General features: G+C 34.2%; 10 protein-coding genes. 4 read left to right on the top strand and 6 right to left on the bottom strand.

Features of this window, described 5'->3' with window-relative positions; translation table 11 throughout:
* Position 1: 1 nt before the first annotated feature.
* From B2145_RS12760 to B2145_RS12735, 6 genes are read right to left on the bottom strand one after another with little or no spacing between them, the layout of a single operon-like run.
* Positions 2-1,123, bottom strand: a complete 1,122-nt coding sequence (locus B2145_RS12760; protein WP_291102904.1) for an NADH-quinone oxidoreductase subunit D — start codon at positions 1,121-1,123, stop codon at positions 2-4.
* 6 nt (positions 1,124-1,129) lie between these two features.
* The gene (locus tag B2145_RS12755; protein WP_291102902.1) at positions 1,130-1,606 is read right to left on the bottom strand and encodes an NADH-quinone oxidoreductase subunit C; all 477 of its coding nucleotides are present in this window, start codon (positions 1,604-1,606) and stop codon (positions 1,130-1,132) included.
* Positions 1,607-1,617: 11 nt separating this feature from the next.
* Positions 1,618-2,178 carry an NADH-quinone oxidoreductase subunit B gene (locus tag B2145_RS12750; RefSeq protein ID WP_291102899.1) on the bottom strand — a complete coding sequence of 187 codons (561 nt, stop codon included), beginning with the start codon at positions 2,176-2,178 and terminating at the stop codon, positions 1,618-1,620.
* A complete protein-coding gene (locus B2145_RS12745) occupies positions 2,169-2,519 on the bottom strand; it encodes an NADH-quinone oxidoreductase subunit A (RefSeq protein ID WP_291102897.1) in 351 nt (116 codons plus the stop codon). Before B2145_RS12745 ends, B2145_RS12750 begins: the two co-directional genes overlap by 10 nt.
* A 47-nt stretch (positions 2,520-2,566) precedes the next feature.
* Complete coding sequence (locus B2145_RS12740) at positions 2,567-3,580, bottom strand: 2-oxoacid:ferredoxin oxidoreductase subunit beta (RefSeq protein WP_291102895.1); 1,014 nt, start codon at positions 3,578-3,580, stop codon at positions 2,567-2,569.
* Positions 3,581-3,582: 2 nt separating this feature from the next.
* A complete protein-coding gene (locus B2145_RS12735; RefSeq protein WP_291102892.1) occupies positions 3,583-5,436 on the bottom strand; it encodes a 2-oxoacid:acceptor oxidoreductase subunit alpha in 1,854 nt (617 codons plus the stop codon).
* An 858-nt stretch (positions 5,437-6,294) separates the two neighbouring features.
* On the opposite strand from B2145_RS12735, the gene B2145_RS12730 reads away from it, so the two are divergent.
* From B2145_RS12730 to B2145_RS12715, 4 genes are all read left to right on the top strand, one after another.
* The gene (locus B2145_RS12730; RefSeq protein WP_291102890.1) at positions 6,295-6,645 is read left to right on the top strand and encodes a 4Fe-4S dicluster domain-containing protein; all 351 of its coding nucleotides are present in this window, start codon (positions 6,295-6,297) and stop codon (positions 6,643-6,645) included.
* A gap of 149 nt (positions 6,646-6,794) precedes the next feature.
* Positions 6,795-10,331, top strand: a complete 3,537-nt coding sequence (gene nifJ / locus B2145_RS12725) for a pyruvate:ferredoxin (flavodoxin) oxidoreductase (protein ID WP_291102887.1) — start codon at positions 6,795-6,797, stop codon at positions 10,329-10,331.
* A gap of 1,160 nt (positions 10,332-11,491) precedes the next feature.
* Positions 11,492-12,046, top strand: coding sequence for a hypothetical protein (locus tag B2145_RS12720; RefSeq protein WP_291102884.1), 555 nt, complete (start codon positions 11,492-11,494; stop codon positions 12,044-12,046).
* Positions 12,047-12,064: 18 nt separating this feature from the next.
* Positions 12,065-13,567, top strand: coding sequence for a T9SS type A sorting domain-containing protein (locus B2145_RS12715; protein ID WP_291102881.1), 1,503 nt, complete (start codon positions 12,065-12,067; stop codon positions 13,565-13,567).
* Positions 13,568-13,720: the final 153 nt, after the last annotated feature.

Genomic DNA, 13,720 nt, shown 5'->3' with positions numbered 1-13,720 from the left:
TTTATCGGTCAATATCAGGAATTACAAGATCTAGGGTTGCCATCGTTGCCACCAAATCCCCAATTTTTCCACCAACGGCGATATGATTTAATAAAGACAGGTTCGAAAATCCTGGTGAACGGAATTTAAGTCTATACGGATTTTTTGTTCCCGTGCTGATGATATAAACTCCAAGTTCGCCTCTTGCGGTTTCCACTTTTTGGTAAAATTCTCCTTCGGGTAATTTGATTACGGCGTTTGTAGTGGCTTTGAAATCCCCTTCAGGAATGTTATCAATCAATTGTTCTATTATCGACATTGATTCCCACATTTCTAGAATTCTAATTTGGTATCGGGCAAAAGAATCGCCTTCCGTTTTTAAAATTTCGTTGACAGTCACTCTGTCATACGCACTGTAAGGATGGTGTTTTCTCACATCGCAAGAATAACCGGAACCACGACCAACCGGACCAGAAGCGCCAAATGAAATGGCATCTTCTTTTGTCAAAATCCCTACACCTTTCATCCTTTTTTGGAAAATTATATTTCCGGTCAAAAGCGTGTCGTATTCAGGAAGTTTTGTTTTGAAATGGGCGATAAATTCTTTCGTTCTTTTTACAAAATTCGGGTGAATGTCAAACATCAATCCGCCGGGAATATTGTAGTTCATTGTCAAACGAGCTCCACAAGTTTCTTCAAAAATATCGTTAATCATTTCACGATCTCTAAAACCGTAAAAATAAGTGGTCAAAGCACCAACGTCCATTCCCATTACGCCCCACCACAATGTATGGGAAGCAATTCTTGTCAATTCATCAATAATGGTTCGAATGACTTTGACACGTTCTGGAACTTCAACTTGAAGTGCATTTTCAACAGTCAGACAAACAGCTTCGTTATTGATATGCGAAGACAAATAATCCATTCTGTCGGTTAAATGGACAATTTGCTGATAGCTGTCTCGTTCGCACATTTTTTCAATGGAGCGATGTATATATCCTAAATCCGGCTCCACTTTTTTGATTATTTCACCGTCAATGGTTAACAACAAACGCAAAACTCCGTGAGTTGCCGGGTGTTGTGGTCCCATATTAATGAAATATTCTTCGGATTTAAAGTTGTTGGTTATGATAGTTGTATCCATTTTTACTTATTTGATAACCATATTAATTTCGTCTACGTAATCTTTTCTCAACGGAAATCCATCCCATTCTTCAGTTAAAAAGAGTCTTTTTAAATTTGGATGGTTATTGAATTTAATTCCGAAGAAATCAAAAACTTCTCGCTCGTGGAATTCAGCAGTATACCAAATATCACAGACTGTATCAAATGTTGGATTTTCTCTATCATCCGTTTTTACTTTTACTACGATAGTGTGTCTGTGAGTGGTAGATTCTAAATGGTAAACTACTCCTAATGCTGCCCCCCAATCCACGCCACTTAAGCAAAACAAATAATCGAAATTCGTTTCTGAATTGCTTTTTAATTGCGTCATTAATTGGTGAAGTTGTTCGGGTTGAACAGTGATATTTAAAAACTGGGATTTTTCTTCGGTAAATTCTAATCCGATAGCTATCGGATCGGGAATCCAAGAGCTTATTAAATTTTGTAATGCTTCGTTAGTCATAAATTTCAGTATTAAAGTCCTTCATCAAACCCGTCAATAGGGAATATTTTATTTTTCATACTTTCTGTTCTTATTTTAGCTTGAAGCATAAGCATTCCTTCCAATAAAGCTTCAGGGCGAGGAGGACAACCGGGAACGTATACATCAACAGGAATAACGTGATCTGCCCCTTTTACAACAGAATAAGAGTTGTAGAAAAATGGGCCTCCAGAAATGGCGCAAGCCCCCATTGCGATTACGTATTTAGGTTCGGCCATTTGGTCATACAAACGGCGTAAAACCGGTGCCATTTTGTTTACGATTGTGCCTGCGATAATAATCAAATCAGCTTGTCTTGGCGAAGGCCTTGCCACTTCGAATCCAAATCTTGAGTAATCGTGTTTAGCAGCTCCAGTTTGCATCATTTCGATAGCGCAACAACTGGTGCCAAAATAAAGTGACCAAAGCGAATTTGATCGACCCCAATTGATGATTTGGTCTAATGACGTAACGATTACGTTCGCTCCATTTCCGGCAGGAATTACTTTTCCTGGGAAATCTGCTGGTATTTCAGGTGTGTTATTTATTCCCATTTTAATGCTTCTTTTTTCCAAGCGTAGGCCAAGCCTAACCCTAATATGACTAGAAATATGATGATTTCGTACAAGGCAACAATTCCAATTTTTTGGAAAACAACAGCCCACGGAATCAAAAATGCCACCTCGACATCAAAAACCAAGAATAAAATGGCGTATAAATAATAGCCAACCTTGAATTGAACCCAAGTTGGGCCAATAGTCGTCATACCGCTTTCATACGGTTCACGCTTTTGTGAATTGTCTGATTTTGGTGAAATTAAATTTGATAGAAAGTTGGCGCCGGCAACCAGAATGATTCCGGCTAACAAGAAAACTATAATTGCTTCTGAACCCATATTTTATACACTTTAATCGTTTATATTATTTAACAGATATATATCCCTTACTTTACTTCGTATGTTTCACCCGAAAAGAATAAATCATCAGTTTTAGTAAAAGGAGAATTTGCTTTTACTTGAGCAGTCAATGCATCTTCCCTTTCTTCTAATGTTAGGTCATTGAAACTTCTGATAATTCCAGTTGCCAATGGCGATTTTAATCTAACCAACATATTGTGAAGTGTTGAATCTTGTTCCTTGGCATTGTGAACCAAAAGATCTTCTTGGGTAATTCCGTTTTCACCAATGGTTACGACTTTCAATTTTAATCCGTCAAGGACTAATCCTTTGTCACTGTTTTTGCCAAATATCATCGGTTTTCCGTGTTCAAGATAAATTTGTTTATCTTCTTTTACTTCTTTATCCGTAATGTGATTAAAGCATCCATCATTAAAAATCACGCAGTTTTGCAAAACTTCAATTAACGAAGTTCCTTTAAATTGGTGTGCATCAATAAATATTTGTGACATTTCCTTTGGACTGTTACCCGCAACTCTGGCAAAAAACCGTGCCTGAGCACCTAATGCTAGTTCTCCTGGTGAAAAAGGAGGTTGGGTATTTCCGTAAGGTGACGATTTTGTTTTTTGGCCAATTAATGAGGTAGGAGAAAATTGACCTTTGGTTAAACCATAGATTTCATTGTTGAAAAGAATGATATTTAAATCAATATTTCTACGTAAAACATGAATGAAGTGGTTACCACCAATAGCCATTGCGTCGCCATCGCCGGTTGCAATCCAAACGCTTAAGTTGGGATTGGCTAATTTTACACCTGAAGCAATTCCGGGAGCCCTACCGTGAATACTGTGCATTCCATAAGTATCCATATAATATGGAAAACGGGAGGAACATCCAATACCAGAGATAAAAACCACGTCTTCCTTTGCAACACCCATTTCTGGAAGTGCTTTTTGCATGGTGCGTAAAATTACGTAATCATCACAGCCAGGACACCATCTAACTTCTTGATCACTTGTAAAATCTTTAAGTGTATATTTTTTTACAGCAGTTGTTTCCATGATTATACTAGTTCTTTAAATTTTTGAATAAGGTCGTTGTTGGCAAATGGCAATCCTTGAACTTTGTTGAATTGTAAAAATTCAAATTGACTATGTTTAATTTTTAAAATACTGGCAAATTGACCAGAGTTTAATTCGCAAACAACAATTTTTTTGAATTTAGATAAAATTGCTGACGTGTTTTTTGGCATTGGATTAATGTAATTGAAATGCGCAAAACCGATATTTTTGTAACCTTCTTCATTTATTTGTTTCACAGCTGAATGCAGAGAACCGTAAGTTCCTCCCCAACCAATGACCAATAAATCTCCTTCACTGGCAAATTCAGTTTCCAAATCAGGAATATTAAATTTAACCCTTTCAATTTTTTCTGCTCTAATGGCAGTCATGGTTTCGTGGTTTAAAGGCTCATAAGAAATATTACCTGTAACGGCATCTTTTTCTAGACCACCAATTCTGTGTTCCAACCCTGGAGTTCCCGGAACGGCCCAGTTTCTGGCAAGCGTATTTTCGTCTCTATCATAAGGATGCCAATTTTCTTTGACTTCCGTGATTTTGTTATTTTTAATTTCCGGCATTTCGGATACCGTTTTAATTTTCCAAGGAGCAGAACCGTTTGCTATGTATCCGTCAGTCAATAAAATAACTGGCGTCATATGTTCCAAGGCAAGTCGAGCGGCTTCATAAGCAAAATTGAAACAGTTGGCTGGCGTACTTGCTGCGATAACAATAACTGGACTTTCGCCATTTCTTCCATACATTGCTTGAAGTAAATCGGATTGTTCCGTTTTTGTAGGTAAACCTGTTGAAGGTCCTCCACGTTGAACGTTTACGATAACCAAAGGCAGTTCAGTCATTATAGCTAAACCAATGGCTTCGCCTTTTAGTGCTAAACCTGGTCCCGAAGTTGTAGTAATGGCCAAGTCACCTGCAAAGGCTGCGCCAATTGCCGAAGTTACACCCGCAATTTCGTCTTCAGCCTGGAAGGCTTTTACACCAAAATGTTTGTGTTTTGCCAATTCATGTAAAATATCAGTAGCTGGAGTTATAGGATAAGATCCCAAGAATAATTCTAAACCTGATTTTTCGGCTGCAGCCAAAAAGCCCCATGCAGTTGCTGTGTTACCCATAATAATTCTATAGGTTCCACCAGGCATTTTTGCTGGAGAAATAGTATAGGAATTTGGAATAAGTTCTAAAGTTTCGGCAAAATAATATCCTGCATTTAACACTTTAGTGTTGGCTTCAACTAAAGAAGGTTTAGATTTGAATTTTTTATTAAAGAAATCAATTGTGTGATCTGTCGAACGATTGTACATCCAATAAATCATCCCCAGTGAAAACATGTTTTTACTTCTGGAAATAGTTTTGTTATCTAATCCTGCAACTTCTTTCAGAGCTTCCTTGGTTAACGAAGTCATGGCAACTTCAATAACTCGGTAGTTGTCAAGACTTCCATCTTCTAATGGATTTGTTGTGTATTCTGCTTTTTCTAAATTCTTTTTTGTAAACGAATCGGTATCAACAATTAAGGTGTGACCTGGTTTTAAAGCATACAAGTTGGTTTTAAGTGCGGCCGGATTCATGGCGACCAATAAATCTACGCTATCACCCGGAGTACTTACCTCGACACTACCTATATGTACTTGAAATCCTGAAACCCCATATAAACTTCCTTGAGGAGCCCTAATTTCAGAAGGGTAGTTAGGAAATGTGGCAATATCGTTGCCAAACATTGCAGAAGTATCAGAAAACTGGGTTCCCGTGAGCTGCATTCCATCACCTGAATCGCCTACAAACCGGATAACGACGGCTTCCAGTACTTCGGGTTGGAGTTTCATTTTATTTGCAATCATAACTTAAATGTATTAAATTTTTCAAAATGGATTAAAAACGAAATAATTGATATGCCAAATGTAATTTCACTTATTTAAACAAAATATGATTATTATCATATAAACGGATTAAAAGCTAAAGATTAATATAATAAATAGGTGAATCAAGGGTTAAAAAAGAAAGAAATGTCTTTAAAATTATTTATTTAAAAATCTGAAAATCAGTATATTTAAAGTGCATTCAACGCACATTTAAGCATATAATTATTCAGACTAAAGCACTAAAATTAGTACAAATTTATTCAACAATCTGTGAAAAATTTAAAAAAGAGTTAAAATGGACTTGTGAGCGATTCAGCAACAATGATAAGTGAGATCTATCAGATGAAGAAATTAGGAGCATTTATTTATTTGTAATAGAAAAGAACAACGGTTTACCGTAAAGAAAATTCACTGATTTGCTAATGAATATTTACGTTCTTGGTTTCCAAAACTCGGTTCCTATTCTGCATTTTCTAATCGATTGTCTGTAGCCTTTAAAGATTTGGTAACAGATTTAATCACAGAACACTGTCCAGAAGATTGTTTTTCTAATCAAAGCCCGTTAGACTCTATGCTCATTATTATTTGTTCTGGAAAACGTTCCGGAAAAAGAGCAGTGACTTAACCATTTTTAAAGAAGTATGGACAATTAAGGACTATTAGCACATCTGTTTGGTGAAATTGCGTACGCCTTTATTTCCTTAATATTTCAACCCTTGATTCATATTAAATATAAAATTTCACCTGTTTGGACAAAATATGATTAATATCATATAAAAGTATTAAAATTCCATTTAATTTTACTCATTATTATTAAACATATAAAATCTTTAAAATATGGCTATTATTATTACAGACGAATGCATTAACTGTGATGCATGTATTTCAGAATGTCCAAACAATGCAATTTATGAACCGGACGACAAATGGTCTTATGCAGATGGATCATCCTTAAAAGGAATGGTGAAAACACCTAAAGGAGTAGAAGTTGATGCAGATGCTGAAAACGAACCTATTTCTGACGAATTTTTCTATATCGTATCTGATAAATGTACAGAGTGTAAAGGTTTTCACGACAAACCACAATGTGCCTCTGTTTGTCCGGTAGATTGTTGTATTCTTGATGTGAATCATGTCGAAACTGAAGAGGAACTTTTGCAGAAGAAAGCTTGGTTACATAAAGAGTAATCATTAAAAAAAAACAGCTAAATACCCGTCTTTTAAATTATATTTAAAAAAGGGTTTTAGCTTTTTTTAATTTTAAAATTAATACTATCGGTGATTTGCGGATGGAATAAATACTAGCATATTCAAGATAGTGACAACAACTTAATAAAATGAATACAAAAAAATTTAAAAAACTAATTTGTGATGGTAACGAGGCGGTTGCCATTATTGCTCACAAAACAAATGAAGTTTGCGCTATTTATCCAATTACGCCATCTTCGCCTATGGGTGAACATGCGGAGCTTTACAGCTCCAAAGGGCAAAAAAACATTTGGAATAACATTCCAAGAATTGTTGAATTGCAAAGTGAAGGAGGAGCAGCAGGAACGGTTCACGGGTCATTACAAGCAGGGGCATTAACTACAACTTTTACAGCCTCACAAGGCTTATTGTTGATGATACCTAATATGTACAAAATTGCTGGTGAATTATTGCCTTGCGTTATTCATGTGGCAGCCAGAACAATTGCTACTCATGCACTGTCTATTTTTGGTGACCATTCTGATGTAATGGCATGCCGACAAACTGGATTTTCTATGTTGTTTGGCGGTTCAGTACAAGAAGCACATGATTTTGCCCTTATTTCTCAAGTGGCAACATTAAAAACACGAGTACCGTTTTTGAATATCTTTGACGGTTTTAGAACTTCTCACGAAATTTCAAAAATAGATTGTATTCCAGATGATATCATCAAAGCAATGATGCCTGAAGATAAAGTCATGGAACATAGAAAAAGATCATTAGATCCTGATCATCCTGTATTAAGAGGAACAACCCAGAATCCTGATGTATTCTTTCAAGCAAGAGAAGCCGCCAATTTATTTCATGATAAAGTTCCTGGGATTGTTCAGGAAACAATGGACGAATTCTACGAGCATACCGGTCGTAAATATAATTTGTTTGATTATATAGGTCACCCGGAAGCTGAGCGAGTAATCATCGTTATGGGTTCAGCCGAAGGTCCGGTAAAAGAAACTCTTGACGTTATGGTAGCGCAAGGCGAAAAAGTAGGAGTTATATTAATTCGTTTATTTAAACCTTTTTCTATTTCAGCTTTTGTTGAAAAATTACCGAAAACAGTTAAAAAAATAGCTGTTTTAGACAGAACGAAAGAACCAGGAAGCGTTGGTGATCCTCTTTATTTAGATATTGTTGCCGCACTTGTTGAAAGCGGAAGAGAAATGCCTGTTGTTGTGGCCGGCCGTTACGGATTGTCTTCAAAAGAGTTTACTCCGGCAATGGTTAAAGGAATTTATGATGAGTTGTTAAATAAGAAACCTAAAAACCACTTCACTATTGGTATCAATGATGATGTAACTTTTACAAGTTTATATTATGATCCAAAATTTGATATTAAAGCGACAACCATTAACTGCATGTTTTATGGTTTAGGATCTGATGGTACTGTAGGAGCGAATAAAAACTCCATCAAAATCATTGGTGAAACTACAGATAATTATGTTCAGGGTTATTTCGTTTATGACTCTAAAAAGGCTGGAGCTCAAACTATTTCGCATTTGCGTTTTGGTCCGGATCCAATTAATTCAACTTATTTAATAGATAAAGCCGATTTCATCGCCAGTCATAAATTTAATTTTATTGAAAAATTCAATATGATTGCCGACTTGAAACACGGCGGAACCTTCTTGTTAAATTCTCCTTATTCAAAAGAGGATATTTGGGAAAAATTACCCATCCAAATTCAACAAGGGATTATTGAAAAAGAAGCCAAGTTTTATGTAATTGATGCCAGTAGAGTAGCCCAGGAAGCTAATCTTGGCAAAAGAGCAAATACCATTTTACAAACCTGCTTCTTTGCAATTTCAGGAATTTTGCCTAAAGACGAAGCGATTGAAAAAATTAAAAATGCCATTGTTAAATCGTATTCTCACAAAGGAGAAAAGGTGGTGAAAATGAATTTTAATGCAGTTGATAAATCACTTGAAAATTTACAACTTGTTGATTATCCAAAAGTAGCCACAAGCGAAACATCAATGTTGTCAGCAATGAGAAATGCTCCTGATGGCTTTGTTACCGAAGTATTGGAAAAAATATTAGCCGGTTTTGGAGACGAACTTCCTGTAAGCGCGTTCACAGTTGATGGAACTTTCCCAACAGGAACTTCCCAATACGAAAAAAACGGAATCGCCGATTTTATTCCAGTTTGGGACGACGAAAATTTATGTACACAATGTAATAAATGTATCGCCATTTGTCCTCACGCAGCCATTCGATCTAAAGTAGTTTCTAACGAAGAATTAGCTAAATTTCCAACGTCATTAAAAAGTGTACCAGCAATAGGAAGACCATTTTCTAAAGAAAATGAATCTTATATTTTGCAGGTTTCACCAGAAGATTGTACAGGTTGTGATCTTTGTGTAGTGGTTTGTCCAGCTATATCAAAAGAGAAAGAAAACTTCAAAGCCATCAATATGCATAAGAAAATTGAGGTTGATGTTGAAGAAAATGTAAATTGGGATCACTTCGTTACCTTGCCTTATTATGACAGAACTGCTTTGCAAACTACTAACATAAAAGGATCTCAATTCTTAGAGCCATTATTTGAATTCTCTGGAGCTTGTTCCGGTTGTGGTGAAACACCTTATATTAAAATGATTACTCAATTGTATGGCGACAGTATTATGATTGCCAATGCAACAGGTTGTTCTTCTATTTATGGTGGAAACTTACCAACAACTCCTTACAAGAAAAATGAATTTGGTAGAGGTCCAGCTTGGGCAAACTCACTTTTTGAAGATAATGCTGAGTTTGGATTGGGAATGAAATTAGGTTTAACCAAAAAACAAGAGATTGCAGTTGATTTATTAAAATCATTGGAATCAGTAATTGGAATCGAAACTGTAGAAGCCATTTTAAACAATACCGAAGAAACAGAAATTCTTAAAAAAGAGAAATTTGCTCAAATTGATGCACTTCAAAAACTTTTAGATGGTCTTCAAGACAATGAAGACGCCAAAAAATTAAGCCAATTAACAGAGTATCTACGTAAGAAAGCGGTTTGGATATTTGGTGGGGATGGTTGGGCTTATGACATTGGTTTCGGAGGTGTTGACCACGTTTTGTCTACAGGAGAAGACATCAATATTTTGGTGATGGATACTGAAGTTTATTCTAATACTGGTGGACAGGCATCTAAATCAACTCCTTTAGGAGCAAGCGCCAAGTTTACTATTGGTGGTAAAAAAACCAGTAAGAAAAGTATGGCTCTACAAGCGATTTCTTATGGAAATGTTTATGTTGCCCAAATTGCAATGGGAGCCAAAGATTTACAATCTTTAAAAGCCATTCAAGAAGCGGCTGCTTATCCTGGACCGTCATTAATTATTGCTTATTCTCATTGTGGTGAACATGGTTATGAATTAAAACACGCTATTTCACAACAAGAGAAAGCTATCGATTCTGGATATTGGCCACTCTTTAGATTTGATCCTTCTCAACCAAAAGGTAAGAAATTCAAATTAGATTCTAAAGCGCCAAGTATTCCATTGAGTGACTTTATGTATAACGAAGCTCGTTTTACCAGGGTGGTTAAAGAAAATGCTCAATTGGGAGCTGAATTGCTGAATCAAGCCCAAGACGAAGTTCATTCTAAATGGGAGAGATTGGAACTTTACAGAGATTTGTAGATTAATAATAATAGTAGTTTATATATTAGATTGATGGTTACTTTTTTAATTGTATTAAAAAAGATGTTAGAATTAGTAATGCAAAAGACCTTATTGGATTTAAAATCCGGTAAGGTCTTTGCTATTTAAGGACTTTGACGCCAATATAAACCCCCAAAACTAAAGTGATGATGCGATCTTTTGTGCAAAAAAATAGAAATTAATTATTTTGTATAAACTGAATTACTCTTTCAATTACGGCATGATTACCAAGGATTTTACGGTGACCTAATCCTTCGGTTAATAAAAGTTCTCCGTTTTTCGGATGTTTGTGAATGTGAATTCGAAAGAGCTCAAGAAGAAGTGGAATCTAAATGGGAAAGATTAGAACTTTACAGAGATATGTAGCTTGCTGCATTGATTTAAAAATTGCATTAAAACTGCAGAGGAATTATTAAATTGAAAGACCTGCTCGGGATTTAAAATCTTGGGTAGGTTTTTTTTTAAAATTAGTTGTTTATGGCTCTTGAAAAATTAACATAGTTTACAGTAAAACTGCATATTTTGTTAAATCTTGGTATTAGAAATTTTATTTAATGTTTCGTACTATTATTTTTGGTCATTTGTAATTATAAGCATTGATTTTTTTGTGACTTTTCTTGATTTTTAAGGTTTATTGTCGAAAAATAGTAGAGAGAGTTTTTTGAATATTTTTTTTAAATTAAACAATATATTTCCTTTCGTGTATTTAATCGATTAAATATGCTTTTAATAGATGTGTTATTTTTTTTGTTAGAAAAATAGTATATAAAAATTGTTTTTTGTAAAAAACCCTGTTAATTTACATAAGATTATAATTTTTGAAAAAAAAATAATTAGACTAATTTCTTATAAATATTTTATAGAAGTATTAAAAATTTCATCAAACAAATGGAACGAATCAAAAAGATACATCTTTTGATTAGTACAGAAAAAACAGGAAGCCCGGATGTTTTTATAAGAAAGTTGCAACTGAATCGCAGACAATATAATGTGTTACCAGAAATCTTTGAGCAACAAAACACTAAAAATTAATAACGTTCGTCATATGAAATTACAAAAAAAATGCTGTTGCAAGACAACAGCCCGCCAAAAATAGAACAGAATAATTATTATTTAACAATTTTTAACCTAATACAATTATGAAAACAATTAAATTATTTTTTATTACAACAATTTTATTTGCTATTTCTGCAAATTCTCAAATCACAAAAGGAAATTGGATGGTTGGAGGCAGTGGTAGTTTTAAATCTACAACTAGCGAAACAATAAAAACAGGGAGTAAAGACAAGTATACATATTTAGAAATATCTCCGAATATCGGGTATTTTTTTATAGATAAAATGGCTGCTGGAATTAAAACAAGTTTTTATTACAACCCTTATGAAGGAGCTTATAACATAGGATTTGGCATAGGGCCTTATCTGAAATATTATTTCTTAAAACCTGAAAAATTAGTTAATGTTTTTATACAAGGAAATTATTTGTATTATGAAAATAATAATAATAGTGACGGAGTAGGATATGATAAATTTTCAAGTTATAGTTATGGTGTAAAAGCAGGACCTGTAATCTATTTTAATGATAGTATAGCACTAGAATTAGCACTAGAATATTTAAGTGATAATAGAAATAAAACACTTATTGATAATACTTTTTTAATGACTATAGGTTTTCAAATTCATTTAATAAAATAATTTAATAAAAACAATATTATGAAAAAATTAATAAAAATAGCTTTAATATTTACACTATTTATTGCGTCTGGTAAAGTAGTTAGCCAAGTAACTGTGACAACTGAAAGTGTATATTTAAATAACCAATCAACAATAATTGGTTGCAATTTACTAGATTTCGGCTCAACAGTTAATAACAGTTTAGTCGTTTATTTTAAACTTTTAAAGCCAGCAGCTCAAGCAATTGGAGACAGTAATGTGAAAGTGATGTTTATGAACTCAAGTTCTTCAAATCCAGTTCAAATAGGAGGAACATTTATTGCACAATCAGGTGCTTGGAGTAGTAATACTACAATTCAAAGTTCAATTATAGTATCTATTCCTGAAAACACCATTCAGGTTACAGGAAGTTTTATTTATGTTGAATGTACTACTGATTCAAATTTAAAAACAAAAAGTTGTGATTCTCCTTTAAAGAAAACTCCACCTCCAAGTTTCACTTTATCTCCAACAAGTACAATTTTTGCTTGTGATGATACAAGTGCAAGAACTTTTACGGTTACACCAGCTAACATTCCAAGTGGTTCAACCTTAACTTATCAATGGAGTTATAGCGGTTGGTCAGGCACAGTGAATTCTTCTATGAATTCGATTAATTTGACACCAAGTTCTGGAACTTCTTTACCTTCAACTGTTTCGGTTACACCATATATTGGTGGTGTTGCTTATCCATCAAAAACTTGTACTGTTTCTCGTTCATCATTTTCAAGTTTAGCAACAATAAATGGCAGTAGTTCTATTTGTAATTTAACAGAAATTTACAGTATTGCTAATCTTGCAACTGGTCAAAATTTAACTTGGAGTTCATCAAACACAGCAATTGCAACGGTAAGTAATACAACAGGAAATACTGTTACAGTTAATAAAGTTGGAACTGGAGACTTTGATCTTATTGCAACTATATCTAATTCTTGTGGGCAAAGTATAACTGTAAAAAACCCAATAATTGCATATGCAGTTACTTCTATTCCGACACCTTCAGGGTATTTTGATGTTGATTTTGTTGATTGTTATTACGATACTGCTTTACCAATAAATTTTTATCCGGACACTCCATTTGGAGGAGTTATAACCCTCACTCCATCAGTTCTCCCTCATCCAATGCAATCACAAACAAAAAATATAACTGTAAAATATACCAATCCTTGCACTGGTGAATATACTTCAAAAGTTATTACGTTTTATTATCAAGCACCTGATTGTAGTAGTGCAAAAATGAGCAATAACATTTCTTTGTATAATATTTACCCTAACCCATCAAATGATATTGTAAATATCGATTTGAAAGACCAAAAGAATCAACCAACAAAAGGAGTAACAATTTTTGGTGAACTTTTTGATATGATGGGGCAATCTAAATCAAAAGTTCAAATTTCAGATAAAAAAGCAACTTTTTCTGTTAGAGGTCTAAAAAAAGGTATTTATGTATTAAAAATTCACATAAATGACCAAGTAGAAAGCCATCAAATAGCAGTCGAATAAAAAAACTAACAAAAAAGAAAAAGCAGTTTTTGGCGAAGCCAAAAACTGCTTTTATTTATATAGGGTCTGCTGAAAAACTCAGAGACACGTTTATTTTTCATTTTTACAAAAGACATAGTTCATAGGTGTGATTTTCGTTTTGTCCAATTTCTT

Source organism: Flavobacterium sp. UBA5153, assembly GCA_002413745.1.
Taxonomy (GTDB): domain Bacteria; phylum Bacteroidota; class Bacteroidia; order Flavobacteriales; family Flavobacteriaceae; genus Flavobacterium.
This window is presented reverse-complemented; position numbering and strand designations above follow the sequence as displayed.